Origin of the sequence: Marinomonas primoryensis (genome assembly GCF_013372285.1) — a bacterium.
GTDB lineage: Bacteria > Pseudomonadota > Gammaproteobacteria > Pseudomonadales > Marinomonadaceae > Marinomonas > Marinomonas primoryensis.
In genome coordinates this window covers 3,354,632-3,380,732 of the sequence record NZ_CP054301.1, presented here as the reverse complement: position 1 = coordinate 3,380,732, position 26,101 = coordinate 3,354,632, and the positions used below count along the sequence as shown (strand labels likewise).

Sequence of the window (26,101 nt, the reverse complement as noted above, 5' to 3'; positions counted from 1 at the left end):
TTATTTCGTTTCTTTTTTCTGAAGTCGTTTTTGTAGTACTTCTAATGCTTCAATTTCTGATTCATCTTCCGCTTTTACTTCGGCTATTTTGCGATTTTGATCAAATTTTTCATAATGTCTAGCGGTGATTTCTTCCATTCTAGAACGGCTAATACCACCTGCATTTTTTAATAAAGGTTGCTCGTTGAAAACCATAAAATTGTCTACATATTTCCGCCAATCTTCAAAGGTCAACTGCTGTTTATTTTTGGCTCTAAACTCGGCGAATTCTAGGAACATATTTACAAGGCGATTTAGTTGTTCAAGTTCATTTTCTTGAAGGTAGTTTTTTGCAATAATGATATCCGCTTTGCGTACTCGATTACCGGCAAAACTGGTGAGATTCATATTCGGTAAATCAGGGTTGGCGCGCGCCACAATTAATTCAGCCGCGGTGTATCCTGTAGTGGCATAAAAGAGTTTGTTTTGTACTTCTGCGAACAACAAACCTGTGTCCTCTTCATTGATACGATAATCTTCGGACAGGGTTAGCAAATCTCGAATTTTTTGATAAAAGCGCTTTTCTGACGAACGTATGTCGCGGATACGTTCAAGCAACTCATCAAAATAATCCCATTTGGGATCTTTGAGTCGTTCGTCGTCCATGGCGAACCCTTTGGTCAGGTACTCACCTAGGGTTCGGGTTGCCCATTGTCGGAATTGCGTGCCGCGAGTAGAGCGCACACGATAGCCGATGGCGATGATCATCGGCAGCGCATATAACTGAGTAAGGTACTCTTTACCATCAGCAGCAGTTGTCAACTTAGAGTTGACAACTGCTGCCTCAGCCAGCTCATTCTCTGCTAATACACTTTTTACATGCTTGCTAATATTCTGCTTGCTGGTTTGATATAGCTGCGCTATTTCAAGTTGTGTGAGCCACACATTACCGTCAAGCGTACGTAGCACAAACTGTGACTGTCCATCATCAGTCGTGTAAAGAATGAGTTCGTTTGTCATGGGTTTTCATACTCCTTTTTCTGGCTAGCTTACGCTACTTACCTGCGCACTGGCTGACTCAATTGTGCGACCTTGATATTCATGTAATGTCACGCCTTGCTCTGTTTTCCAGTCAACCCAACCATTAGAACTGGCTAATAATAAAAACATTGAGGCACCACTGGGGGTGGGGAACAAATAGTCACGCTGAAATACAAAGCGATCGCCTTGTTGTGCAATTACTCCTTTGGCTAATAGTTGGTCGCGTTTATCATAAAATCGTTGTTCAGTTTTGCGCTTGGTGATCATAGGGGCGAATGAATCTTTTAATACCACCATGCCTTCGTTGGTGTATATGCCTTTGGCATCAACCCCTGTGCGGCTGCAAGAGAACACTTGTTCGGTTTTGGTAGTAGACAGCTCGGTGAGTGGTTCAAAAATGGGGTAGCCAAGGGTTGCTAACAATAAGCTGCCAATTTCATGAATTTCATCACAATCGGCTTTAAGCGGAATTGGCGTGTAAGGCTTTTGCCCACCATTACCATTGAGCAGTTCATAACGTTGGCACTGTCTGGCTTTTTCTATCGATAGAGATTCCAAATACAGCACATGGGTTTGCGTTAAATTATTGGTAAGCGACACCAACACCAGCGCTCGCTCCCAATCTTTTTTCTCATCTTTATAGTGCTGCATCAATCGGCTGCCGACATCACCAGACTGGCCAATATACAGCTCGTCTTTATTATCGCCTGAGACTAAAAAGTACAACCCAACTTGCTTAGATTCCGGCATTTTTACAAACTCAGCTATATCACTACGTGGCACTTCAATTAAGCGAATAATCGAGGTGGTCTGCTCTGCAGTGCGAATACCCGCTGGGTCGCCAGTGGGGAGAAAAATTTGAATGGTGCGAGGTCGCTTATTGTTGTGCATTACTCTTCTCTTCTTAATACAGGTGCTTCAGGTGGTAAAGGAGGGAATGGTTTAAACCACTCCTTATGAACTTTACAGTTTTCACTGTTAGGTTCAGGGTGTGCTTGCTTTACACGAATATGTAAAGGCATCGAAACACAGTTCCCAAATATAAGAGCTTCTCCCGGCACCGATTGCTTGATCTTATTCGCAAAGTCATCTGAAAAATAAGGAAGAATGGCATAGACGTACTTCATATCTACTTCATTTTGTATTCGGTGGACTATGAAGTTAGAGCATTGGGATAAAACAGTTTCAGATAATTCTGAAGGACGTTGAGATGATATTAATAAATACAGGGCATACTTCCTGCCTTCACGAGCTATCTGTTCAAAGATATTTTCTCGAAGAAGGTATTTTGAGTCCTTTTTGATGTATCGGTGCGCCTCATCAAGCACTAGATGTATAGGTTTTTCTCGTCTTGCCGAGCCATTTAGCTTTTTTCGTGATGAAAAATTGAGCCTTGAGGTTACTGACGTTAACGTTTCCAATGCGTCTTTAGATAATTCACTAGTATCAATGATCACCATATTGGTTTGCGCAGGTACATCTAAGTTAGTCTGCCATAACCATTCCAAATATTGATCAATATTGGTTGTGCCAGCAGGACGATTTCTCATGAAATCACAGTCTTGATTATCTAAGAAAAAATCTAACCTCGTCATCATAGTAGAGGTATACTCTCTAACTCTTCTATTACCTCTAGCATCTTCTTCCAGCAGCGTTAAATTGGCAGCCTGTTTCAAGAATCGATAATCAAAATATTGCTCTGAGTTAGCACGTAGAGAAATTACTTCCTGAACATTACCATAATCAATTTTTTCCCGAACGGCATCAACAGCTTGTTTTAACTTATCATTGTTGTTTCCATAAGCTACCGCACAGTTGTTATACAGTTTGTGTAAATCATCATGCATCCCTTCATCTACACAAGCTTGTTTTAGATGCTCATCAAGCTCAATGAGTTCTGAAATCCCATAAATAACATTTTTGGCAGCGGTAACGATTGCGGTGTCAGTATCACCTTGGCCTAACAGCATATTAACTAAATTACATACTTTAAATCGCAGGTAATTAATAAATCTCTGTCTTTCTTCCCCTCCACGGGTAGAAATCATGTAAAACTTGTAGCTCTCTTGTAGCACCTTGTCCCAGAAAGGGCGTTGGGTAGCATCTGTTGCCATTAAGAATGCACTCCACTCATCAATGTTCATGAGGAAGTGAGGAAGGTAAAACGGTTCAAAACCGTCCTCTGCACCTGTGATATTGGGTTTAAGTAATCTAACTTTCAAATTGGGGCACTTATCATGGCCTGTAAAAGCGTTCTTGTACTCACCATTAACATCGAAAATTAAAATACGAGAGCCAATAGCTGAGTTATTCTTTTTTTTATGTATTTCTTGAATAATGTGGGCAATAGTATTTGACTTGCCACTACCAGAATTTCCCAGTACAGCAGAGTGAATGTTAAAGAATGAATTTATTGAGATATCTATGGGGTAGTTGATTAAGTTTTTACTTTCGCCAAGGTGAAAACTCTGATGGATGTTTTCGCTTAATCCTTTATCTTTGCTGGTTTGAAGGATCAGTTCCATATCTTCAAAAGTCACAATGGCAACTTCACTGTAGATACCCGGGAATATACCCACACCCAGATTAAACTTCCCCGTTCTCGTAATTGTTCCAACAGGCTTTAACAGTAATTCTCTGTTGCTATCAATATCGTAAGCCGCAGAATCTAATCTCATGTCACTGTCGAAAATAGACACAACCTCACAGATGAGTTGTTCTCCTACGGAGTTGGTTGTTTTTAAATAACTACCAATGTTACCGAAGTAGTAAAGTACTCCAGCTACATTCACCGAGTTGCCTCTGATTTCTGAAGAGATCTTTACCCGAAACTGATTAAAATTTACGGATGTAATTTTCCCTATTTTCATTTTTTATCCTTAAGCGACTTGATTGATTTTATAAATTCTTCAAGTACTTCACTTTCCTTATTGCGGTCTAAATCAGGGATAAAGTTATTCACGATGTAGTTAAAGTAATGAATTTTTTCTTTTTTAGTGCTTGTACCGTCGTCAGGAGAAAGTTCAACTTCACCAGATATTTGATATATTCGTCTATCAGTTAACCTTGTAAGGTTTTCAGATGGATGATAGTTACCGAAAATGATCACGCTCAGTGTTGAATTAGATGCCAAAGCAGCATAAATAGCATTGTTGATATGCTCGTCACTAAAGCTATAACCAATGACTATTAGCACTCCGTGCTGAAGTAACAGTTTATTTTGAAATTCCCTGATAAGATCGGCATAGGGCGACCCCAAGCTCTTATTTTGCTTCAGCGGAGTTGGATAGATAAGCACGTTCTTATCTTGTGCGTGCATGTTTGGGATGACATCGACTTCTTTAATATTGAAAAAAGAATTGTCATCGGATTCAACCCAACTGATTGAGCCGTGCAGTTTGTATAGATAAACCATGTTTTCTAGTGGTTCATATTTTTCAACACTAGGATCAACTTTTCTGGAGAATGTGTACGAGAAACGTGCGGGGTTAAACGTGCGAGCAAGGCCACTGCTAAAACCATTGTTGTAGTTGATATTGAGGAAGCCCAAAGCGGTCTCACTAAGTAGATCATTGTTAGTAGTGAATATATTTACCCTTGCGAGATCCTTATTCCTCAGGGCTAACTTTTGATAAAGCTTTTTATACAAGCTAAGAGAGAGTTTAGCCTGAGTAGAGTTACAGTCGATGTTGATGGCTGAATAAATCTGAGACTCAATCAATTCGATAAGGAAATCATTGAGACTGTCTGTTTGACCAATGCCTTTTAAGTACTCACGTTTTGAATATAATGTACCAAGAATATTTTCAAGGTTGTTAGGGGAAACATCTTTGACTAAGTCAAATTGTCTCTTTAACTCACTGTGTTGTAGCTTGTCCGGGTGAGCAGCTAATTGATTGGACGTTTCTGCGTCTTCGACTCGTGCTGTTACTTTTTCTATTAGTGGCCCCATTGCTGGTATGGCATCTGAGCTCGCGCCTGCTCCCAGCAAAAAGTGAAGATTTTTAATGTTGGTAAGATCTGAAAGCTTAGTCCTTATTTTTTCAATGCCTTCATCAAGGCTCTCTTGTTCGCCAAATAAGCTTTCCAGACCTTGTTTAAATATCAGGTGATCTTTCGCTAATTTCTTATCTTCACTCATGATACTAACTCCTTTTAGTTTAATTTGACTCTGCGCTTACCTGTTAACAACTACTGCATTAGCGTTTTTTTTCTTGTTTTAAGTCTGAGAGTTGTTGCTCTAATAGCTCTAATAGCTCGATTTCTTGATCTGGTATTAGACCAGCTGCCGCTCCTTCATATCTCTTGATGCTTGCAACTAAATTATAGAAACAAAACTTAGGGTCGAAAGATGTTGCTCTTACGGCCATAAGTTGACGACTGATAGCGTATGAATCATCAGCTTCAATTACTTTACCTGTTCCTGAGCCTTTGACTGTAATCAGTAAGTCACCTGCAAGGCATTCCTTTTTAGCTTGTTCAGTAAATTTAGTAACATTTATATTATCGTGCGAAAAATCTGCAGGACTTGTTAAGTATGGCTTACCATTTCCAAGTGAGTTTACAAACTTTACTTCAACATGCTGTCCAGAAATCAACTCAATTCCATCAGAAAAAAAACCTAAACTCCACCCGTTAGGCACCATACCCCAACTCCTTCAAGTAGCCTTCCATTTCAGTTTCAAGGGTTTGCAGTTCATTTTTCAGTTGCACACGCTCAGTGCGGACTGCCACTAAATCAATCTTCGCTTCTTCTTCAAAGGTATCGACATAGCGAGGAATGTTGAGGTTAAAGTCGTTTTCTTTGATTTCATCAAAGCTCGTAAGGTAGGAATACTTATCCGTTGTTTTACGCGCTTTGTAGGTGTCTATAATTTTTTGGATATTATCAGGAGTTAATTGGTTTTGATTCTTGCCCGACTTGAACTCTCGGCTAGCATCAATAAATAAGACGTTGTTATCGGTTTTGTGCTTTTTGAATATTAAGATAGCCGCCGGAATACCTGTGCCGAAAAACAGTTTTTCAGGCAAACCAATCACAGTATCTAGCAGGTTTTCTTCAATCAGTTTTTGACGAATTTTTCCTTCCGTTGATGCACGAAATAACACGCCATGTGGCACAACTACGCCCATACGACCTGTCTCTGGCTTTAATGTCTCAATCATGTGGCTGATAAAGGCGTAATCGCCTTTGGTTTTTGGAGGTACGCCACGACGAAAGCGGCCATAAGGGTCGTTTTCCGCATCGTCATGGCCCCACTTATCTAACGAAAATGGCGGGTTGGCTGTTACCACATCAAAATGTAATAAGCCTGTACTGTCCTTATCTAATAACTGTGGGTGACGAATGGTGTCACCCCATTCAATGCGGTGGTTGTCTTCACCATGAAGGAACATGTTCATTTTCGCCAGTGCCCATGTTGAGCCAATGGCTTCTTGTCCAAATAAAGCGTACTTTTTTGAACCTGAATTTTTACGCACCATGGCGCCACACTTTAAAAGTAATGAACCACTGCCAGTACATGGGTCGCAGATCTGATCGCCTTCAACGGGCTCTAAAACGGTAGCTAGTAAGGTTGAAACCTCTGGAGGGGTATAGTATTCGCCTGCGGTTGCGCCACTGCCTGCGGCAAAGCGCTTGATAAGGTACTCATAGGCATTACCTATGATGTCTAGGTCACCCACGCGTTTTGGGCTTAAATCTAACATTTGTTTACCAAAGTCCTCTAATAAATGCCGAAGCAAATCGTTCTTTTGTTTTTCTTGGCCTAAACGGTCAGTATTAAAGCTGATGTCTTGGAATACGTTTTTAAGTTTACTGCCGTTGGCTTCTTCTAACGCATGTAGGGCTTTATCAATACGTTCACCATTGCCGGCCTCAAAACGTTTTTCGTATAAATCCCAAAAACTGGCTCCTTCTGGTAACACAAAGCGCTGTTTTGACATCATGGCATTAATTAATTCTGGGTTATCACCATACTGCTCTGTCAGCTTGTTGTAATCGTCTTTGTATACATCAGAGATGTACTTCAAAAAAAGCATGGTGAGGATGAAGTCTTTGTAAGTATCGGCACTAATAACACCACGAAAAGTGTCGCATGCATTCCAGACAGCCTTGTTGATATCGTCCTGATTGATTTGGTTGGTTGTCATGATATGTGATTCCTTATGCATTTTTAGTCAAACGGTTTAGTAGTTCTGATGCGATCGCTGTCATTTCCAGTTGTCTGTTCTTTATAAGCTGATTATAGGTTTTGATTTCTTTCATCGCGCATCGATGTAAATTGACGATTTTTATCTGTGTTTCGAAGTCAGGTAAAGTAAATGGCGTTTCTTCCAATACCTTTTTTCTAATACTGACTTGTAGGCTACCCTCAGCTGATACCTTGAAATAGCGCTGCGCTGGTTCTTGGTTTAACTGCCAACAAATGAATTCTGCTAGAGCGTCAGCATTGTGCTGAGGCTTAACTCTTAAGCGAAAAAAGTGAGGGGAGCAAATTGTATTTTCAGGCAGATTCTTCACTAAAGTCGCCGTGTTTTTTGTCCCTTTCGCTATGAATAAAATGTCATTGGCTAAAAGCCAATCAGGTGATTTCTTCCCTGGTAATTTTGTCAGAGTAAGTTCGTTTGCCAGAATCTCACCATCCGCATCAATATTTCTAATTTGTACTACCAGCGCATCTCCTTCGCGACTTGGCTCTATCCGCCCTCTAAACGGGTAACCAGAACCTATGCTTACATATTTTCCAAGAGTCGTTGTCATTGCTTTGGCCTGTTTAAATGTTGAGCATAGTTTGCAGAATTCATTTTAGGTCGTCAATTTAAAATTGCATTATTTCTATGATGCAAAAATTATTTTTCTTTAAGATATATTTAATATTATTTTTTTACAGTATTGAAATGGAGTGTTTTTTTTTAAATGCAGTATTGTGATGGAGTATATGATCTAGCTTTGCTATATTGAATTTCGATTTCAATAAGTGAGGTGCTAAATGGGAAGTAAATGAGAAGAGAAAGCCGATGGCATCAGAGATGCCATCGGTTCATAGAGCCTAATCGTCTAGTAAACGATTCCGCATCTAAACAACGAAAGCCAGCTTAAAAGTGCTACTGGTCTAAAGTCGGAGGTGAGAGTCTGTACTTTACCAATATAGCCGTACTTTTCAAGCGGTGCTTTGTTGACGGCGTTTGCTTATTTGCGAGCGCGTAACATTCTTTATTGGGAAAAAGGTATGGATATAAGGTCAACGGAAGTCTCGAAAGGGTTCGTGTATCTTCATTTTAAAGAAAAAGGCTACGGGCTTTTCATTAACCAAATGGAAGCTTTTGGCTCGTTGTTACTCAAGTCGGGATCTCGTGTTGAGTATGATAAAGCAACGACTTCTATCCAGTATGAGCGTGATAGCAGAGAGCAGCGGGTTCATCTCATTCAATTGACTTTTATGCAGTCGAATACAGAAAAGTGTCCAGATGGTAGTTGCCTTGAAAGCGTTATTGCAAGCAACAGCATGCCTTTTTGCACACAAACGTTACCTCTAAACGTTGGTGAGCAGTGGCCAAATTTGCTCAAGTTGCCACTGTGGGATGTGAGTGGCGTGTCTGATTTTGCATTTCATGCTTCTCAGTCCTGTAATGATAATGGAAGTGTAATTAATGTGCCTTTCACTGTGCCGAGGGCCAGCGAGTATAAGCAGTCAAAGGTGCAAGTTGATGATTTTGCCGACACTCGTTCAGATAATCCCACACCTGATCAACTGTGCGATATCGCTTTATCCAACATTGATGGCATTCACCCTAAAGTAAAGCAGTTTTTGCTGCGCAATTCAGCTATGGGGCGAGAGTCGTTGCCATTAACGCGGAATGAGGTGTTAGATTACTTAACACTGTTTCCCATTATATTGGTACAGGACGATGGTAAGCTCTACTGTGTGGCGGGGATTCAGTCTTATTTATATGCTGTTAGTATTTTAGATAAAAAGCAAACAGTACCTGTTCGCTGGTACAAAGGAAAAATGGGCAAAGCACTTCATCGATTAAATATGATGGAATCGTTGGGCCTTCCGATTATATTCAGCACAAAAAAGTACTTGCTTCAACAAACTTTTGACACGCTGCGGCCTTCGTTCGACCCTTTGTACAAGCAGTCTTTTCTTGCTTCTTGTAGTAGCAAACAGTTTGCCACGCTTTTCGGGTTAGATACCAGAACAATACAGGAGGGCGGCCGTTGAGTACTCATCGTTCACCCACTGTCGAGTTTCAAGGCTCTTGCTTACATCACTTTCTTAAAGAGATGAAAAAGCAAAAATTGACCATTGCTAATTTGTCTGCAAAGAAATCCCGCCTATTTGTACTTCATTATTGTAATAAATGTCATATCCCGCATCATTTACGCGCCATTGATCTTTGTGTTGAAAATATTAGTGATGCAATCGAAAGTTTGCTGGATGAATGCGACGACCTTTCGTTGCTTGAGAAGGAATTTGGTAGAGGGCTGTCAGAGTTAAGTAATTTCGCTGGTTTTATGGCAAGTCATATAGCTTTGTTGGAACAAGTAGGTGCTTTTATGTGGCATGAAAGACCGAACGTAGTCGATGAAGAACAGCATCCTATGATGAGCCAATGGGGACGATATCCTATTTATTCTATGTTGATGAATTCTCTCGAAGATGATGGGTATACAAGTCATTTTCATGGGCTACAGATCATTTTGCTCGCTGCTTATTCGTCATTAAGTCATTCGCCCGATACTTTTTCGGTGTATATGAAAGATCAAGAAAAGCGGTTGAAAAAAAATCAAAGTTCGGCATCGGCCGCAGGTTTTTTTATTCGGAACTGGTCAGATAATAATGTAGACGATGATACGTTAGAATTTTTTAGTGATGATATTAATGTGTACGAATGGTGCGAAGATATTATATCAGCACGTGATGATTCGGCCACTGAAGAACGCCCATTGTATCGCCAAACGATGAGCCCATTAATTTCAAAATGGAGAAGTTTTCAGTTTCAGCGTAAAAGTGCCCATGGAGAAAAAAAACGCGGTAAGGCCAAGCCCTATAACAGAAAAGCCTCTAGCTGGCATGGCGGCTACTGCCGATACAATTCTGGCATTGTTAGTGAGTCTATTCTTATTGATGATAACGGTGTTGTTGAAAAAGTGGCGTATGGGCACGGTTTAAATACCATCCCTGTTACCAGCATCAAGATAAAAAACGCTCCAACCTTGATGCCTGAAGAAGAGGCTAAATATGCAGATTTAGAAGATGATGAGCAGGGCGATTATGACGAGATTATTAGTGTTGATGACCCTACTCCCAGCTGTAACAACATTTTTTCGAAGCGACAAATTCCCAAAATCATCCAATCAAATCAGAATTTGATTGGTCAGTTTTCTAACGCCACCAGCGTGGAGATTGCTCAACTTGTTAAGCTTTGTCTAGATGTTATGAATGCCCCTGTATCTCATAGTGACTTGGTTTCTTATGCAGCGCCAATGGCTTTATTAATGCTGTACACCGGCTGTTCTCTGAGAGATGTTGCACATGGTACAAGGTGGTCTATTGATCATTCATCATCAAAGGCGAAGATAACCTCTGTCTTGTCTAGCGGAAAACGAATTTGGTTTATTAAAGTCGCAAGCGTTCAGCGAAAAAAGCGGCTTACTCACGACCTTTTGGCTCAGTGCAGGGTTGTTGAGTCGTATATCAAAATTCCTGATGAGTTTGGTCTAGCAGATTTTTTAAAAGCACAGTACCAAGAACATCTAGATAGCAAAGAAACTGGGAGGATTTTTCAAAAAAAGCTACGTGAGTACCGACTTATACTGAACGAATTACTGCACTTGTTGCCTAATGGTAATCGATTAAATGAGCATAAAATTGCAAATTTTTTACCCGCACACATAACTCATCAAACAGGTGATGTTGCGGCCACGATCTTATCGACTGGTCAGTATCTTCCGCTCGGAAAAACGCTTTTGCACTACAGTGCGCCTTCACCTCATTATCTTGAATCTGTTAGATGTAAGGTCTGGGATAAGCTCTGCCGTGATATCCCTTTGCCCAGCTCTATTAAGCCAGAAGCAGACAAATTGCCTGCAATAAGCACATCGTCTGTTTCACAGCTATGCCCGACGTTTGATAGCATTATCGATATGGTGCAGTACACTAAAAACGCTATCAGATCCGCAAACAAATCTGGTGATATCTTGGATACTCATAACATGATGACGTATTACACCGTTCAGATGTTTGCTTATGGAACGGGTGTGCGTGCTATTTGTTCACCGTTGTCCTGTGTAACAGCCTTTGATCCTAATACGAAAACTGTTGTCATTTCTGATAAAGACGGAGATGATTTTTATAACTCTCGACTGTGTATATTGCCCCAGCTCGTTTGTCGACAGTTAGAAGCTTATCAAGAGCACGTCGAGCAACTTAAAAAAACAACATACTTTTCTGCTATTAACGACAATTTATTAATAGACATACCAGACTATTTCTATCTCGATAAACATGTTAATCCCACTGAAATCAAACCAAGCATAAGCTTTTCCCTTCAGGCGCTTTTTTTAAATCTGCCAATGAACACTAACCGCCGGTTCATTCGTACCTATTTGATGGAGAAAGGGGTGAGTGGTGAGTTAATTAATGCATTTATGGGACACTGGGGGATAGGGCAGGAACCTTGGGGGAAGTTTTCAACATGCTCACCTTTTGAGCTTATTGAAATGGTAGCACCGCATATTGATGAGCTGCTCACAGCATTGAATTTTACGATTGAGCGAGGGCTTGCTGATGTCTGAAGAACAAGTTGTTAAGTCTGATCTTTCGTGGAGAGCTGAAATAACTGAAGAGCGATGGTCGATATTTAAAAAGTTTGAATTAGAAATAGATGACGCCGAAAAACATTATTTTGAGTACTTTATGACTTGGCTTGCTGAAGATGAAAGTACGGATTCAAGAGCCATTATTAATGGATACAGTCGCTTTAAAAAACGTAAAAAACTTAACTCTAACAAACTTTTCAATCGATTTATTAACACCTGTAATCTTGATGTTGAAGGGATTATTAGGTCCTCAAAGGTGCTAAGAGCACTTGTTGTATACTTGAAAAAAAGTGGCGAGTTAGATAGCGACGTTTCTCTCCCTGCCTTAACGCAAAAAATGCATCGAGAAGCTGGGCGTCTGACACCTATTCGATTTAATCGATATGTCGCTTTGTACAAAGATGTTGTTAGCGCTTTATCTGAGTCTTTAAAGCAGCCAAACTGCACAAATGACGTGAAGAGAGGGCAAATACTACTGTCGTCAGTTTTATACGGCGGCCTTCTGTCAGTGGAAGGCTTGTATGGCTTGTTGATTAATTCATCTAAGCGACCTTTTACCATTAGTGGTCAGAAAATCTGGCCCTTAGACCTGACATCGTGTAAGTATTTTTATTCTGAAAGTCGCTTATGGTATCCAGATATACTGACAGAAACGCTCTTGCTCAAAAATCAATTAACGGAAATTGAAATAAAAACAGGTCAAAAGCGAGAGATGAGAAAAAAAATCACTTCTCTTATCCAAGCGGTTTTCTCCAACCTGCCTACGAATGTCAAAAAATCCCTTACTATTAATAAAGTGAATCTTTCGACACTTCTTAATGTTGTGTCTGTTCATTATGAGCAATTCGTACCTGCTTTTGTCGTGCGATATTGTCAGCGAGAGTTTATTAGTCATTCATTAAAACCGAGCGCTCTTAATCGCTTGGCGGGCTATTGCGTTTTAGACGATAGCTCTGGGAATGATGATTTAGCTGTTAAGTCGACTTGGGCTCCTAGTGATCAATATTTATCATTCAGTAACGAAACGCTGCTGATGAACAATACATCTGAGCAAGAGGAAGATGATCAGGCTGCAAGCTGGACATGGGTTGAAAAAAACCTCAAACAGTCTGATAGCAAGGAAAGCTTGGAGCATGATATTTCTGCTTTACTCAAAGGTAATACTAAATTGGAGCCGGTTCAAAAACTGGTACTGATGTGGGGGATACACTTAGCGACAGTGGGCAGTATCGATTTTACAAACCTGAAACCAAAGCGTATCAGCTTCATGATGCGCTCTATCGGTTCTCGACTCTCCGGTTTAGTGCAGAAAGATGATATGACTTTGTATTCAGCAGAAGACTTGGAAGGATTATATGAAGAGTTGCTGAGTACAATTTCATCGATGGGTTTAAAAAGAAAATTGGCCAGTATGTTGGATCGGTTCCAAAAATATTTAGAAAACCACCACTATGTTGATGCTATTGATTCGCGAGAAGTGTTTGGTATCCAGAACTCACCGCTGCCTGTTGATGCAAATATACTACTTGTTGACGAATACCTAAATGTTTTAGAGACATTGAAGGGCATTGACGAGCTTGACTTGTCTCCAGACATGAATGTCATCATCAGATTGATGTTCATTCTTGGTTATCGCTGTGGATTAAGGCAAAGTGAAGGTCTAAAACTGAGAGTGGAGGACATCCAAGGCGATGAAAATTGCTACCTTATTGTCAGGCCTCATCAATACCGCAGGCTTAAAACAAATAATGCTAAGCGCTATTTTGAGCTGAGACATTTTCTAAGCCACGACGAATTGTTACTATTTAAAAATTGGCTTAGCAAGAGGCGTAGGGAGCTTGCTAGTGAGGAAAGTGGCTCGCCCTTCCTTTTTTCATGCTTATCAAAAGGGGATAACTGTATAAATCCCGATTTGGTGTTTCCCGTTATTCATAGTGTGATGCGAACTGTGTGTGAGGATGAGTCTCTTAGATATCATAATTTACGACATTCTTTTGCGACACTGACATTATTGAAGCTGTTGAAAGATGAATCTTGTCAGCTGCCCATCTTTGAACATCATCCAGAAACTCATAGTTGGTTGGCTGATAATATTGCTTTTAAACAATATTTATATGCCAGCCAAGCCCCAACTAGAAAACACCTTTATACGTTGTCGATGCTGATGGGGCATGCGTCGCCAGAGACGACATTGGAGCATTACATTCATTGCATGGATTACGTTGCTCGCTCTGCGATTGAAAAACGAATAATGCCAACGAAAGAAATGCTGTCGGACGCGTCAGGGCACTCTTTAACTACTGTTTATCGTTGGTTACATGATGGTGCAGGTGCGTATCGCTATAGCCTTTATAAACAATATAAGAGTTTGTTGAATCAACCACTCTCAATGGTTTTTTCAACGGCTATTCCACGCTTCAAGCTCAATATTGTCACTAATGATACCGTAAAGAAAATAGATGACTGTCGAAAGGTACTGTTCAAACTGATTCAAAACTCAACGGCAAAAGCTGATGAGCAAAAGCAGTATTATGCACTATCAGAGCAATCTGGAGTAAACGTACTAGATATTCAAAAGTGGGAAAGAAACCTTCTATCTCTACTCGGCCTAGATGAGCCTAAGATTACTTCTGGCATTGTGAAAAACTCTTCAAGAAGAATCAATTTAGAAAATCATCAAAACGAAACCTTACCATTGCCTGCAAAGCCAAGAAACATCAACATCGATCAAGATGCTTACATTAAGGTTGTAGTTGACCTTGAAACGATAGCGGAAAAAGACCCTGATAAGCTTCAGCTTCTTCTTAAGGCATTTGCAAAACATACTCAAAAACGAAACTACCTATTCAGGTTTACTGATATTGTTTCTGCCGAACCAGTCATTGATGCATTGAACTCGCTGACAAGTGATGATGTTTCAATATCGTTTACTTTACTACATGGTAAAAAGCAATCTGACAGCAATGTGAAAAGAGTCTGTATTCCTCATTGGCGAATGGGCCTAAAGCTGTCGAAGAAGTTGGTTTTCAATACAGCTTTAGCTAACAGTGATGCCAAAGCAGGGGAGTTTGGTTGGCTGGGTATTAACCTGGTTAATTCTAAGACTGGCAAGTCGATTGAAGGGCTTAGATATACCTTTGCAATGATGTATGTGTTGGAAGTGACTGTTGTTTAGTAAAAGTAAAGCCTGGGAAGTCCACTGAGTGTTTTTTTAACTCTATTCTTTGTCTCCCCAGCTACATTAACGGCAACTTGCCCGAAGAGTTTGTGATGGTAACTCACCAATTTGTTCCCGATAATGTGCTGAAAAACGCCCTAAATTAGTAAATCCATATTTCAAAGCGACTTGGGTTACATTTCGCACATGAATATTACTTTTCAGATCTGAATGCGCTTTTTCTAATTTTAAACGACGAATGTATAAAGTTGGTGTTAAGCCCATCTCGCGTTCTAACAAATTATAAAGTGATTTTCGGCTAATTTGACACAAAGAAGCCAGTTCATCGATTGGAATATCGCTTGTAATGTGACTCAGTATATAGTCGTGTATACATTGAATATACCTGTGCATCGGATGATTAGAAAGCGAGTTTGGTTTTTTGAACATCGTCAAAATAGCGCTGTTTAATAGTTTGCCGTAATAAACCATTGCACGTTCACCAAGTTGAGTGGGGTTTTGCTGCAACATATCATTAATCAGGTTGAATAATGGTCCAGTCATGGGAAATGGTTTGACTCCCGCATCCAATAGTGTCGTATCAGGTGATAAAAAAAAGCCAAACTCACGCGCGGTTCGGAGTAAAAAATCAGCTGGAATATGAACTATTAGCTTTCTACAATTTACTGAATCTTTTGATATAAAACGACTGCTTGGCATTATAAAAATACTGTCTCCTGTAGTTAAAATCCGCCCTTTAGAGCCCTCTTCGATACTCTTTCCATTAAGGACGATTTGCAAGCAATAGGCATTTGTTGTTGTGAATGTGTTTATTTTTTCAGAAGTATCGCTTTGATATTCAACAAAAGAAAGCTCTCCAAATGTTTTGAAGTGCAAAAGTGTGAACATGTTGCTGGAAGTGCTTTCTACAAATTGATAGTCAACAAGTTGATTTTCAGAGAAAAATTTTGTCATTATTTTCGTTTGAGCTCCCATGATTTGCGAGTCATAGGTTAAGAAATTAAACGTCATATTATGGTGCACCGATATTAATTATTTTTATAAATTAGCTACTTAATCGTTTTATATTCATAGAGCTCTAAATATTATTAGATCAATTAAAAACAATAGAAGTATCACAATAGTTTATAGCTTGATTTATCATAGAAAAAAGTATTATTTACATTCATATGTGAATTGTCAAACTAAAGAAAATATATAACCTTCCCCGCCGCACAAGATTTATTTTAAAAAAACCTTACAATTCAATAATTTAAATATAGTTTAATTGGCTTTGAAAATTTAATTTGACAAACACAACTGTATCCTACAATATTTATTACATACACTTATGTATGTTTAGGGGGTGTTATGAAAGAATTAGATCGTAAGTTTGTTTTGGCTTCCAATCACAAAACTGCTTATTTTGAATGTGGTGATGGTGAACCTTTATTGTTGTTACACGGCTCTGGTCCGGGTGTGTCGGGTTGGACGAACTGGAATGGTGTATTGGACGAGCTTGGCGAAAGCTACCATGTGTTTGTGCCTGATATTGCTGGTTTTGGTTTTACCGAGTTCAGAGAGGGTACGGAATACGACATCAAGTTTTGGGTTAACCATTTAGTTGAATTTATGGATGCCGTCGGCATCAAGCAAGCTTCGTTGATCGGTAATTCTTTTGGCGGTGCTGTGGGTATCGGTCTGGCTTTATTTGCGCCAGACAGATTGAAAAAATTGATCTTACTAGGCACTCCAGCCGGAACATTTATGCAAACGGCCGGTTTGGCAGGAGCATGGCGTTATGAACCGTCAGAAAGCAATATGCGTGCGCTGATGGAATTGTTCCCCTACAACAAAGCGTTAATTACCGATGAGTTAGTCACATCACGTTACGAGGCCAGTGCGCGCGCCGGTTCGCAAGAAGCCCTTCGCAAATTGCTGCCCAAGCCAAATGATGAGGGAGAGACTTTGGTCAAAGGCTTCCCAGTGGGCGCCTTGCAGAAAATTACAGCTCCGACCTTGGTTTTACATGGTCGTGAAGACCGTGTGGTGCCGCTTGAGTGTGGGCTGCGTCTTGTTGAGTATATTCCCAATGCTGATCTGTTTATTTTTGGCCAATGTGGTCACTGGGTTCAGACTGAGCAACGGCAAAAATTCCTTAACACAGTCAATGCATTTATAGACTGATTAAGTAGAACGTACAAGGAGCATAGTGATGAAACGGGACGTAATAGAACGAGTACTTTGGAGTTTGTCTGTCGATCGTTTTTCTAAAGTAAAATACAAAGAAGATCCAAATAAATTTCTGTCTCGATTTGCATTAGACAAATCAGACATCGAAAAAATACTCACATTTGATGTGAAAGCACTGCAAGAAATGGGTGTTAATCCAATGTTGACGATGGGGTATTGGGTCGAAATGTCACCGGACAATTCCATGCAGACTTATAACCAAAAGCTGGGATCTAACGGCGTTCACTCTGCATCAATAAAAGGATAAGACAATGGCGACAATAGTAAGTGGATTTTTAGTCCCTCATGACCCAATCATGTTTGTTGCACCAGATGCACCCGCTAAAGACATCGCGGATAAAGCATGGGGGGCTTATGAAACCTGTGCTGTTCATTTGGCCGATTTGGATGTTGATACCGTCATTATTATAGGCAATGACCACTACATGCTATTTGGTACAACATGCTTACCACAATACTGTATCGCGACGGGCGATCTAGATGGCCCTCTTGATCAAATGCCTGGACTTAAGCGACAGCTCATACCAAATGACGAGGCTCTTGCAACCCACATTGCCACCCATGGGCATGCAGATGGATTCGATTGGGCTGTGGCACGTTCCTTCACTACAGATCATTCATTTTCTATTCCATTTCAAAAAATAGTGCAACGCGCATCAGAAATTAAAGGCAAGGAGATCAAAGCGATTCCTGTTTACCTTGCCAGCGCAGTTGATCCGTTTTTGAGCATGCAACGCAGCCAACAACTAGGACAAGCAATTGCCAAAGCAGTAAAGGCATTTAAAGGTGATGAACGTATTGCGGTGATTGGTAGCGGTGGAATTAGCCATTGGGTTGGCACTAAAGAATCCGGCACAGTAAATGAAGACTTCGATCGCGAAATTTTAGCGTACTGCCTGTCACTGGATGAAGCATCCATCATGGCGCTAAGTGACGAAAGAATTCTATCAGAAGGCGGTAATGGGGCCATGGAATTACGCAATTTTGTCTGCGCAATGGCGGCGGTTGAAGCAGATTCTAGCGAATTAATCGAATATCAACCTGTCCCAGAATGGGTAACTGGATTGGGCTTCGTAGAACTGAAAAAGAACCCAACAAAGAGTTGAAATTATGACACGACTATTTCTTTGTAACGTCTCTGATGTACCGGATAACACGGTTCGTAAAATTGATAATGCCGAGCATGGTGATATCGCTGTGTACAACTTAGGTGGTCAATTTTATGCCACTGCAGATTTGTGCAGTCATGCCACCGCGTCGCTGGCTGAAGGTGATATTGAAGATGATCTAATCGTTTGTCCTGTGCATTGGGGCACATTTCATATTCCGACAGGCGAAGCCCGTGGTTTCCCCTGCGAAATCAACATACACACTTACCCTATTGAGCAGGAAGGGGATGACGTGTTCGCCTTGATTGTTGATAAGGTTATAGATCCGAATTTGATAGCGAAAGGCTAAGAGGTTGCATATGGCTAACAAAATAAAAACAATCGACATTACTGACTCATTGCCCGATATCGACGATTTTTGCGATATTCCTAATGCGCGTATATCTGGAGAAATTTTCCATCGTCAGGATATTTACGATCAGGAGCTCGAAAAAATATTTGCGCGATGCTGGTTGTTTGTCGGGCATGAATCGCAATTTAAAAAAGCTGGTGACTATATTACCACCACAATGGGCGAAGACGATGTCATTGTGGTACGCCAAAAAGATGATTCCCATAAGGCGTTTATTAATGCCTGCCCACACCGCGGAAATAAAGTATGTTTTTCTGAATCGGGGAATGCTCGGGGCTTTATCTGTAACTACCACGGTTGGTCTTTCAATATTGAAGGAAATCTAATTGGTCAACATGAATCAGGTATTTACGAGAGTAGCAACTTCGATGCGTCAAAATGGGGATTAAGAGAGGTCGCTCAAATCGATTCTTATAAAGGTTTAATCTTCGCGACCTTCGATGCTGGCGCACCGTCTTTAGCCGAATATTTAGGGCCAATGACTTGGTACTTAGACGCTTTATTCGACAATCAAGAGGGCGGCACTGAATTTGTTGGTGGTTGCATTCGTTCGACCATGGATTGTAATTGGAAAATTGCAGCCGAGAACTTTGTTGGCGATATATTGCACGCAGGCTGGACTCATGACTCAGCCGCTCGCGCTATGCTGGGTGGCGCTGTATCTAAGGTCAGTGACTTCGAAGAATCTTATTCCGTTAACTGGAGTGGGCATGGCTATGAATTTGCTTTGGACACAGTCGGCAATGTCGCTGTCCTTGGCGAAAGCGCACTGAATAAATATTTGCACACCATAAAACCGTCTGTCGCAGAGCGTTTAGGCGATTTCCGGTCGAACATGATTGGCTCCGTTTCCTCTTGTACTATTTTTCCTAATTTTTCATTTTTGCCTGGCCAAAATACGGTGCGAATTTGGCAACCCAGAGGCCCCAACAAAATAGAGTTATTCACTTGGGTTGTTGTTAATAAGAGCGCACCAGATGACGTCAAAGAAAAATGGCGTAAAGGTGCCATGATGACCTTTTCGCCAACTGGCGTTTTTGAAATGGACGACGGGGAAAATTGGGAGTATTGCACTAAAACCGCACGTGGCCGAGTCACGTCTCAACAAGATCTATTTGTCGGCTTAGGTCAAAACTCCTGTCTGGAAGAAACCGATTTGCCCGCAAATGTCTATTTTGGACAACTAAACGAAGCTAATTCACGTGCTTTTTACCAATATTGGGGAGATCTACTGAAATCACCAAATTGGGCTGTCATGCCTAATCGAAATCATGGCCGGACTGAAGCTGGCGTAAATGCAGATAAAACAGGAACGAAGGGAGCTTAACAATGTTTTATAAAAGTGAAGATCTTACCCCTGTGTCTGCGGAAGAATTTCATCATGTAAGTATGGTTTTGTCGAAAGAGTATCGACTTCTTGATGAAGAAAGGTTCGAGGATTGGTTGAGCCTTCTTCACCCTGAAATCCATTATTGGATGCCAGGGATGGAAAATCGTCGCCGTGAAAATCCTTTAGAACATGGTTTTTTTGACAGCCAACACATGGCGTTTTTTGATGACACCATGCGCGACCTTAAGCGCCGTGTCGCCCGCTTTAATCAACCATCTGCTTGGGCAGAAAACCCTGGGACGCGAAATGTTCATATTGTTGCTGGTGTAGAAGTATTTCTTGGTGAAAACGAAGGTGAATACATTGTGTATTCCACTTTTCAAAGCATTCGCTCACGCGGACTCGATGAAGAGTATATTTTTAGCGGTCGTCGCTACGACACTTGGCTAAAAGTAGAGGGCTCATTAAAGCTTAAGAAACGACTGATTCTAATGCCGAACGCAACGCTCACTTGCAAAAACATTAATACATTTATTTAGAGTGCTAGACATGAAGCTAATGCAATCCAAAGTAGTGTTGATAACAGGTGGAGCCGATGGCATCGGTCGTGGTGTCGTCGAATACATGTTCGAACAAGGTGCAAACGTTGCGGTGATGGACATAAATGCAGACAAACTTGCAGCATTACGCTCAGAGATATCTGAAGACATTCTCACCTTACAAGGTGATGTCGCGTCGTTTGCCGATAATCAACGTATGGTCACGGCCACTGTAGAGCATTTCGGAAAAATAGATTCTTTTATTGGAAATGCGGCGTTGTTTGATTATTTTACGCCTTTGCACAAACTCGATGGAGACAGCCTATCCGAAACCTTTGATAAGCTTTTTCATGTCAATGTTTTGGGTTATATCAACGGCGTAAAAGCAACCGCTCCAGAATTAAAAAAGACCAGCGGCTCAGTTGTACTAACCGTATCAAATTCTGGCTTCTACGCGGGTGGTGGTGGTGTTTTATATGTGGCAAGTAAACATGCTGTAGTCGGTATTATTAAGCAACTCGGGCACGAATTAGCGCCGGAAATACGAGTTAATGGTGTATCTCCTGGCGCAACAGATACAGCGATGGCGTCAGTATCTGGTGTGTCAGATCGTGCCCAACCGCTCAATAGCATCAAGGGATTTCGAGAAAACGCGGCAAATGCAGTACCGCTTAATCGTATCGCGTCACCAAAAGATCACGCCCACCTTTACCTCGTTCTAGCTAGCAACGAGTTATCGCCTCTTACCACTGGCAACATCATCCATAGTGATGGTGGTTGGGCCGTAAAATAAAAATAAAACGGAAACGACTATGAACTTATTTGACACCTCATCTAACTGTTTAAAGCTGCCATTAATTGTGGCACCTATGTTTTTGGTATCTTCACCAGAATTGGCCATTGCCTCCTCTAAAAGTGGCGTAGTCGGCAGTTTACCCGCGGCCAATGCTAGAACCATTGAAGATCTTGACCAATGGATGGCTCAGATTCATCAAGCGCTCAATAGCGACAATCTACCTTGGCTGTTCAATATGATCGTGCATAAAACCTATGATCGCTTTGATGCCGAAATTGAATTGGTCAAACGCTATCAGCCCGCCATTGTTTCGACCGCTCTTGGGTCTCCTACGCGAGTTATGGGAGCAGTCAAATCATATGGCGGCAAAGTGATTGCTGATGTCATTACCCCAGCCATGGCTAAAAAAGCCGTTGATGCCGGAGTCGATGCGCTCATTTTAGTAACCAATGGTGCAGGTGGGCATACTGGGACTTATAACCCGTTGGCGTTTATTGCCGAAGTTCGTCAGTTTTGGGATGGTCCGTTGGGTATCGCTGGCTGTATTTCAACGGGAAATGATTTGCTTGCTATGTTAATAGCCGGAGCCGATTTTGCTCTATCCGGTACTCGCTTTATTGGTGCTCAAGAAAGCTTGGTATCCGATGCCTATAGAGACATGTTGGTAGAAGCTCAAATGGGCGATGTCATTGAAACAAAAGCCGTTAGTGGTGTTAAAGCTAACTGGATGCGCCAAAGTTTGGAAAAAGCTGACATTGATCCAAGTGTCGACAACCCAGCAGCTATTGATTTCTCTGGCAACATTTCTACTGCAAACAAAGCTTGGAAAGATGTCTGGTCTGCAGGCCATGGCGTTGGTCGAATCCGCAGTAAAGAAACCACGGCAGAGATAGTCGATAGTATGGTTGAAGAGTTCAACTCTGCGATAAGCAATGCAAACACCCTGCTAACTCAACTTGCTAAGGCTGTCTGAGGAGAAAAGCTATGTCTAATGACCTAAGTACTATTGCAGAAGAACTCATTCAAGCCCGCAGGACTTGTCAGCCTATTGCACCGATCAGTCAACGATATGAAGGTTTAACGGTGGAAGATGCTTATGCAATTCAAACCCTCGTTGGTGATAAACGTGTTGAGGATGGAGGGCGAATCATTGGTTATAAAGTAGGACTGACATCCGAAGCAGTCCAACAACAACTCAACGTCAATGAACCAGACTTTGGCTTACTATTTTCCGATATGGAAATTCGTAAAGACCAAACTCTAGATCGACACTCAATGATCGCGCCAAAAGCAGAAGGTGAAATCGGTTTTGTTTTCAATCGTGACATTGAAGAAGCTGATATCACACTATCAGAACTCAAGTCGGCCATTGATTACTTTTTCCCAGTTGTAGAGATTGTCGATTCAGCTATAGCCGATTGGAAAATCACCTTGGTGGATACTGTAGCCGACAATGCTTCTTCCGCTTTATATGTACCCGGTGACACTTTCTATTCACCACATGGCATCGATTTCACACAACTCGAAGTAGAAGTAAGTGCAGAAAACATAGCGTTTTCTGGAACAGGAGCAGCCTGTTTGGGAAACCCACTTTATGCAACTTTATGGCTAGTCCGCAAGATGGTGTCGCTAGGACGTCCAATACGACGCGGCCAAGTCGTATTGTCTGGAGCTCTCGCGCCTATGGTAACGCTCAATGCAGGGCAGACCGTAGAGTTTCATTTCAAGGGGTTAGAAACCATACAGGTTATCACTAAATAGTTTTTAAAATAATTGAGAACAGTTCTATCAGTTTGACAGGTACACACCGCTACAAGAGGTGTGCTCATCAAATATAACAATAAAAAGAGGTTTGTTATGGAAATGCTATCGGTGTTTGAGCAGTTGCCTACACCTTCTGTGAATGCAGAGCGTAATGAAAAGGGTGAGATCGTTCTTGAATCAAATATGGCTTTATTGCCTTATGATAAAAGAGTAGGGGATTGGCTAAAGAAATGGGCGAAAGAAAAACCTGATACAGTTTTTATTGCCGAGCGGAAAAACATTCATCGGACTCAAGACGGTTGGCGTAAATTTACCTACGCCCAATTTCTTAAAAAAGTAGAGAAAATTGCTCAAGGTATTTATGCCTCAGGAGTGAATCCTGATCGCCCTATTTTAATCATCTCGGCAAACTCCATAGATCATGCTTTGGTGAAAATGGCGGCGATGCACATTGGTATTCCTGTCACATCGTTGTCTGTAGCGTACTCAATGTTTGAAGGTAAATATGATCGCTTAGCGGCTGCTGTAGAAAATTTAAACCCAAGCATCATTTATGCCGAAGATGGGCAAGCTTCTGCTTCAGCCTTAGCTTCTTTAAGTGGAGATCACCTAGTTCTTGTTTCGTCAGGTCTTGACGCTTTAGACAAGGTACAGCAAGCGACAACCACTGTGCACGATTTATCAAATGTTAAAGTCACTGCCATTATTGACGAGTTATATAACAGAGTTGATGCGGATACAGCTGCTAAATACATGCTGACATCAGGTTCAACAGGGAACGCCAAAGTCGTCGTTGTTACACATAGAATGATGTGTTCTAACCAGCAAATGATTGTCCAATGTTTGCCATTTTTGGAAACCACGCCACCGGTTGTTTTAGACTGGCTGCCTTGGAGTCACACTTTTGGCACCAATCATAATTTCAACTTGGTGCTAAGAAATGGTGGTAGTTTATATGTGGATGAAGGTCGTCCCCTGCCGGGTATGGTTGAAAAAACAGCTGCAAATATTCTTGAAGTAAAGCCAACGCTTTATTTCAACGTCCCTAAAGGTTATGAGGCCCTCCTTCCATTACTTAAGCAGGATAAGACCCTCTCTACTGCCTTTTTTGAAAACTTACAAATGGTATTTTACGCAGCTGCATCCTTATCAGAGCCAGTGTGGCGAGAGCTTAAAACACTGGCGGCTAAACACAATTGCAACCCTCTATTTTCTACCGAATGGGGATCAACAGAAACGGCGCCAGCTAACACCAGTGTTCACTGGGTATTAGAAAAAATTGGAAACATCGGCATTCCCATGCCCGGTGTACAAATAAAACTGGTACCCAATGACAATAAACTGGAAATGTGCATTAAGGGACCGAATGTCTTCCGAGCTTACTTGAATGACGCTAAAAACACACACGAAAGTTTTGACTTGGATGGCTTCTATAAAATCGGTGATGCAGGCTATTTAGCTGATCCTGAAAACCCATCTGCGGGAATTATGTTTGATGGGCGTGTTTCTGAAGACTTCAAAATGTCGACAGGTACTTGGGTGTGCGTCGCCACAATGAAAAAACGCGGTGTTGAAGCACTTAAAGGGTTAGTCACCGACGTACTCATAGCGGGTCATGACAAAAATCACCTTAGTTTAATCGTGTTCCCAACGCCTAGTATTTATAAGTTAGTGGGTGGTGAACTAAACCACACCCAGCTTCTTGAAAGTGCTTTGCTTAACGGAATCTTCAAAGAAGCCCTTGACGAAATAAATGCTCAAGCAAGAGGCTCTTCGCAAAAAATTAAGAAAATTGTGTTAGCACAAACTCCTCCTTCTATTGAATTAGGAGAAGTGACAGACAAGGGCAATTTCAATCAGCGGAAATTATTAACGACGCGACAAGAATTTATAGCCGAAATTTATAGCTGTGAAGGTCAAACCGTAGTCTGTGGTTAAAGTTAATTTAGAGGCAATCCCATGAGTAAAAAATTAAAAGCGGTCATTATTGGACCTGGCAACATTGGTACAGATTTATTGATGAAAATGCAGCGATCTGAGTGGGTCGAACCAGTTTGGATGGTAGGTATTGACCCTGAATCTGCCGGGCTACAACGTGCCGCAGAAATGGGTATTAAAACTTGCTCAGAGGGCGTTGACGGGATCTTAGAGCACATAATAAAGGATGATATTCGTATCGCCTTTGACGCAACGTCTGCATATGTGCATGCAGAAAATTCCCGCAAATTAAATGAGCTTGGTGTCATTATGATAGATCTCACTCCGGCAGCAATTGGTCCGTATTGCGTACCGCCCGTTAATCTAAACGATCACGCAAGCAATCTAGAAATGAATGTCAATATGGTGACCTGTGGTGGCCAAGCTACTATCCCTATGGTAGCTGCAGTGTCTCAAGTTCAGCCTGTTGATTATGGTGAAATTATTGCCACAGTATCGTCTAAATCTGTTGGGCCGGGTACACGTCAAAATATTGATGAGTTTACTCGTACAACCGCTGGAGCTGTTGAAAAGATAGGCGGTGCAAAACACGGTAAAGCCATTATTGTTATCAATCCGGCTGAACCACCATTAATCATGCGTGATACCGTTCACTGCTTAACAGAAAGTGAACCAGATCAAGCTGCGATTACAGAATCCGTCCATAAGATGGTGGCTGAAGTCCAAAAATATGTCCCAGGTTACCGCTTAGTAAATGGACCAGTATTCGATGGCCATCGTGTTTCTATGTTTATGGAAGTGGAAGGACTTGGAGACTTTCTACCAAAATACGCAGGCAATTTAGACATCATGACCGCTGCGGGTTTACGCACGGCAGAAATGTTCGCAGAAAAAGCAGCGAACGGCAGCATTAATTTACCTTCTCGCAGCCAAGCGGCTCAACACTAATTAAGGA

General features: G+C 41.3%; 22 protein-coding genes. 14 read left to right on the top strand and 8 right to left on the bottom strand.

Annotated features, from left to right (window positions below; translation table 11 throughout):
* The 7 genes from rhuM to MP3633_RS15700 are packed head-to-tail and all read right to left on the bottom strand — an operon-like array spanning nucleotide 1 to nucleotide 7,783.
* Nucleotides 1-999 (bottom strand): RhuM family protein, encoded by a 999-nt coding sequence (gene rhuM, locus MP3633_RS15730; protein WP_176336238.1) that lies wholly within the window; start codon nucleotides 997-999, stop codon nucleotides 1-3.
* Nucleotides 1,000-1,023: 24 nt separating this feature from the next.
* A complete protein-coding gene (locus MP3633_RS15725) occupies nucleotides 1,024-1,911 on the bottom strand; it encodes a GIY-YIG nuclease family protein (protein ID WP_176336237.1) in 888 nt (295 codons plus the stop codon).
* Nucleotides 1,911-3,890: an ATP-binding protein gene (locus tag MP3633_RS15720; RefSeq protein WP_176336236.1), complete on the bottom strand. Its 1,980-nt coding sequence runs from the start codon at nucleotides 3,888-3,890 to the stop codon at nucleotides 1,911-1,913. Before MP3633_RS15720 ends, MP3633_RS15725 begins: the two co-directional genes overlap by 1 nt.
* Nucleotides 3,887-5,161 (bottom strand): SIR2 family protein, encoded by a 1,275-nt coding sequence (locus MP3633_RS15715; RefSeq protein WP_176336235.1) that lies wholly within the window; start codon nucleotides 5,159-5,161, stop codon nucleotides 3,887-3,889. Before MP3633_RS15715 ends, MP3633_RS15720 begins: the two co-directional genes overlap by 4 nt.
* A gap of 58 nt (nucleotides 5,162-5,219) precedes the next feature.
* Complete coding sequence (locus MP3633_RS15710) at nucleotides 5,220-5,666, bottom strand: restriction endonuclease subunit S domain-containing protein (protein WP_176336234.1); 447 nt, start codon at nucleotides 5,664-5,666, stop codon at nucleotides 5,220-5,222.
* Nucleotides 5,656-7,173 carry a type I restriction-modification system subunit M gene (locus MP3633_RS15705; RefSeq protein WP_176336233.1) on the bottom strand — a complete coding sequence of 506 codons (1,518 nt, stop codon included), beginning with the start codon at nucleotides 7,171-7,173 and terminating at the stop codon, nucleotides 5,656-5,658. The genes MP3633_RS15710 and MP3633_RS15705 overlap by 11 nt, the downstream gene beginning before the upstream one ends.
* A gap of 13 nt (nucleotides 7,174-7,186) precedes the next feature.
* Nucleotides 7,187-7,783: a restriction endonuclease subunit S gene (locus MP3633_RS15700; protein ID WP_176336232.1), complete on the bottom strand. Its 597-nt coding sequence runs from the start codon at nucleotides 7,781-7,783 to the stop codon at nucleotides 7,187-7,189.
* A gap of 469 nt (nucleotides 7,784-8,252) precedes the next feature.
* Between MP3633_RS15700 and MP3633_RS15695 the strand changes: the two genes are divergently transcribed.
* From MP3633_RS15695 to MP3633_RS15685, 3 genes are all read left to right on the top strand, one after another.
* Nucleotides 8,253-9,248, top strand: a complete 996-nt coding sequence (locus MP3633_RS15695; protein WP_176336231.1) for a hypothetical protein — start codon at nucleotides 8,253-8,255, stop codon at nucleotides 9,246-9,248.
* Nucleotides 9,249-9,310: 62 nt separating this feature from the next.
* The gene (locus MP3633_RS15690; protein ID WP_176336230.1) at nucleotides 9,311-11,824 is read left to right on the top strand and encodes a site-specific integrase; all 2,514 of its coding nucleotides are present in this window, start codon (nucleotides 9,311-9,313) and stop codon (nucleotides 11,822-11,824) included.
* Nucleotides 11,817-15,023 (top strand): tyrosine-type recombinase/integrase, encoded by a 3,207-nt coding sequence (locus MP3633_RS15685; protein ID WP_176336229.1) that lies wholly within the window; start codon nucleotides 11,817-11,819, stop codon nucleotides 15,021-15,023. Before MP3633_RS15690 ends, MP3633_RS15685 begins: the two co-directional genes overlap by 8 nt.
* Nucleotides 15,024-15,089: 66 nt before the next feature.
* Here MP3633_RS15685 and MP3633_RS15680 read toward each other — a convergent pair whose 3' ends face one another.
* Entirely contained in the window at nucleotides 15,090-16,037 is a 948-nt protein-coding gene (locus tag MP3633_RS15680; RefSeq protein ID WP_176336228.1) for a helix-turn-helix transcriptional regulator, read from the bottom strand.
* Between the two features lie 339 nt (nucleotides 16,038-16,376).
* Here MP3633_RS15680 and MP3633_RS15675 point away from each other — a divergent pair, with 339 nt between their 5' ends.
* The 11 genes from MP3633_RS15675 (at nucleotide 16,377) to MP3633_RS15625 (ending at nucleotide 26,094) form a co-directional block, all read left to right on the top strand.
* Nucleotides 16,377-17,192, top strand: coding sequence for an alpha/beta fold hydrolase (locus MP3633_RS15675; protein WP_176336227.1), 816 nt, complete (start codon nucleotides 16,377-16,379; stop codon nucleotides 17,190-17,192).
* A gap of 28 nt (nucleotides 17,193-17,220) precedes the next feature.
* Complete coding sequence (locus MP3633_RS15670; protein ID WP_176336226.1) at nucleotides 17,221-17,505, top strand: extradiol ring-cleavage dioxygenase; 285 nt, start codon at nucleotides 17,221-17,223, stop codon at nucleotides 17,503-17,505.
* 4 nt (nucleotides 17,506-17,509) lie between these two features.
* Nucleotides 17,510-18,364, top strand: a complete 855-nt coding sequence (locus MP3633_RS15665) for a DODA-type extradiol aromatic ring-opening family dioxygenase (RefSeq protein WP_176336225.1) — start codon at nucleotides 17,510-17,512, stop codon at nucleotides 18,362-18,364.
* A gap of 4 nt (nucleotides 18,365-18,368) precedes the next feature.
* The gene (locus MP3633_RS15660) at nucleotides 18,369-18,716 is read left to right on the top strand and encodes a non-heme iron oxygenase ferredoxin subunit (RefSeq protein WP_176336224.1); all 348 of its coding nucleotides are present in this window, start codon (nucleotides 18,369-18,371) and stop codon (nucleotides 18,714-18,716) included.
* Nucleotides 18,717-18,726: 10 nt separating this feature from the next.
* Nucleotides 18,727-20,106 carry an aromatic ring-hydroxylating oxygenase subunit alpha gene (locus tag MP3633_RS15655; protein WP_176336223.1) on the top strand — a complete coding sequence of 460 codons (1,380 nt, stop codon included), beginning with the start codon at nucleotides 18,727-18,729 and terminating at the stop codon, nucleotides 20,104-20,106.
* A gap of 2 nt (nucleotides 20,107-20,108) precedes the next feature.
* Nucleotides 20,109-20,648, top strand: a complete 540-nt coding sequence (locus MP3633_RS15650; RefSeq protein WP_176336222.1) for a 3-phenylpropionate/cinnamic acid dioxygenase subunit beta — start codon at nucleotides 20,109-20,111, stop codon at nucleotides 20,646-20,648.
* Between the two features lie 10 nt (nucleotides 20,649-20,658).
* Entirely contained in the window at nucleotides 20,659-21,441 is a 783-nt protein-coding gene (locus MP3633_RS15645) for an SDR family NAD(P)-dependent oxidoreductase (protein ID WP_176336221.1), read from the top strand.
* 19 nt (nucleotides 21,442-21,460) lie between these two features.
* Nucleotides 21,461-22,417, top strand: a complete 957-nt coding sequence (locus tag MP3633_RS15640) for an NAD(P)H-dependent flavin oxidoreductase (protein ID WP_176336220.1) — start codon at nucleotides 21,461-21,463, stop codon at nucleotides 22,415-22,417.
* An 11-nt stretch (nucleotides 22,418-22,428) separates the two neighbouring features.
* On the top strand, nucleotides 22,429-23,205 hold the full coding sequence (locus tag MP3633_RS15635; protein ID WP_176336219.1) for a 2-keto-4-pentenoate hydratase: 777 nt from the start codon (nucleotides 22,429-22,431) through the stop codon (nucleotides 23,203-23,205).
* A 96-nt stretch (nucleotides 23,206-23,301) separates the two neighbouring features.
* Nucleotides 23,302-25,146: an AMP-binding protein gene (locus tag MP3633_RS15630; protein ID WP_176336218.1), complete on the top strand. Its 1,845-nt coding sequence runs from the start codon at nucleotides 23,302-23,304 to the stop codon at nucleotides 25,144-25,146.
* Nucleotides 25,147-25,167: 21 nt separating this feature from the next.
* The gene (locus tag MP3633_RS15625; protein ID WP_176336217.1) at nucleotides 25,168-26,094 is read left to right on the top strand and encodes an acetaldehyde dehydrogenase (acetylating); all 927 of its coding nucleotides are present in this window, start codon (nucleotides 25,168-25,170) and stop codon (nucleotides 26,092-26,094) included.
* Nucleotides 26,095-26,101 lie beyond the last annotated feature (7 nt).

Coding starts and splice junctions, on each gene's coding strand:
- rhuM (WP_176336238.1), bottom strand. CDS start 999: ATGACAAACGAACTCATTCTTTACACGACTGATGATGGACAGTCACAG.
- MP3633_RS15725 (WP_176336237.1), bottom strand. CDS start 1,911: ATGCACAACAATAAGCGACCTCGCACCATTCAAATTTTTCTCCCCACT.
- MP3633_RS15720 (WP_176336236.1), bottom strand. CDS start 3,890: ATGAAAATAGGGAAAATTACATCCGTAAATTTTAATCAGTTTCGGGTA.
- MP3633_RS15715 (WP_176336235.1), bottom strand. CDS start 5,161: ATGAGTGAAGATAAGAAATTAGCGAAAGATCACCTGATATTTAAACAA.
- MP3633_RS15710 (WP_176336234.1), bottom strand. CDS start 5,666: ATGGTGCCTAACGGGTGGAGTTTAGGTTTTTTTTCTGATGGAATTGAG.
- MP3633_RS15705 (WP_176336233.1), bottom strand. CDS start 7,173: ATGACAACCAACCAAATCAATCAGGACGATATCAACAAGGCTGTCTGG.
- MP3633_RS15700 (WP_176336232.1), bottom strand. CDS start 7,783: ATGACAACGACTCTTGGAAAATATGTAAGCATAGGTTCTGGTTACCCG.
- MP3633_RS15695 (WP_176336231.1), top strand. CDS start 8,253: ATGGATATAAGGTCAACGGAAGTCTCGAAAGGGTTCGTGTATCTTCAT.
- MP3633_RS15690 (WP_176336230.1), top strand. CDS start 9,311: ATGAAAAAGCAAAAATTGACCATTGCTAATTTGTCTGCAAAGAAATCC.
- MP3633_RS15685 (WP_176336229.1), top strand. CDS start 11,817: ATGTCTGAAGAACAAGTTGTTAAGTCTGATCTTTCGTGGAGAGCTGAA.
- MP3633_RS15680 (WP_176336228.1), bottom strand. CDS start 16,037: ATGACGTTTAATTTCTTAACCTATGACTCGCAAATCATGGGAGCTCAA.
- MP3633_RS15675 (WP_176336227.1), top strand. CDS start 16,377: ATGAAAGAATTAGATCGTAAGTTTGTTTTGGCTTCCAATCACAAAACT.
- MP3633_RS15670 (WP_176336226.1), top strand. CDS start 17,221: ATGAAACGGGACGTAATAGAACGAGTACTTTGGAGTTTGTCTGTCGAT.
- MP3633_RS15665 (WP_176336225.1), top strand. CDS start 17,510: ATGGCGACAATAGTAAGTGGATTTTTAGTCCCTCATGACCCAATCATG.
- MP3633_RS15660 (WP_176336224.1), top strand. CDS start 18,369: ATGACACGACTATTTCTTTGTAACGTCTCTGATGTACCGGATAACACG.
- MP3633_RS15655 (WP_176336223.1), top strand. CDS start 18,727: ATGGCTAACAAAATAAAAACAATCGACATTACTGACTCATTGCCCGAT.
- MP3633_RS15650 (WP_176336222.1), top strand. CDS start 20,109: ATGTTTTATAAAAGTGAAGATCTTACCCCTGTGTCTGCGGAAGAATTT.
- MP3633_RS15645 (WP_176336221.1), top strand. CDS start 20,659: ATGAAGCTAATGCAATCCAAAGTAGTGTTGATAACAGGTGGAGCCGAT.
- MP3633_RS15640 (WP_176336220.1), top strand. CDS start 21,461: ATGAACTTATTTGACACCTCATCTAACTGTTTAAAGCTGCCATTAATT.
- MP3633_RS15635 (WP_176336219.1), top strand. CDS start 22,429: ATGTCTAATGACCTAAGTACTATTGCAGAAGAACTCATTCAAGCCCGC.
- MP3633_RS15630 (WP_176336218.1), top strand. CDS start 23,302: ATGGAAATGCTATCGGTGTTTGAGCAGTTGCCTACACCTTCTGTGAAT.
- MP3633_RS15625 (WP_176336217.1), top strand. CDS start 25,168: ATGAGTAAAAAATTAAAAGCGGTCATTATTGGACCTGGCAACATTGGT.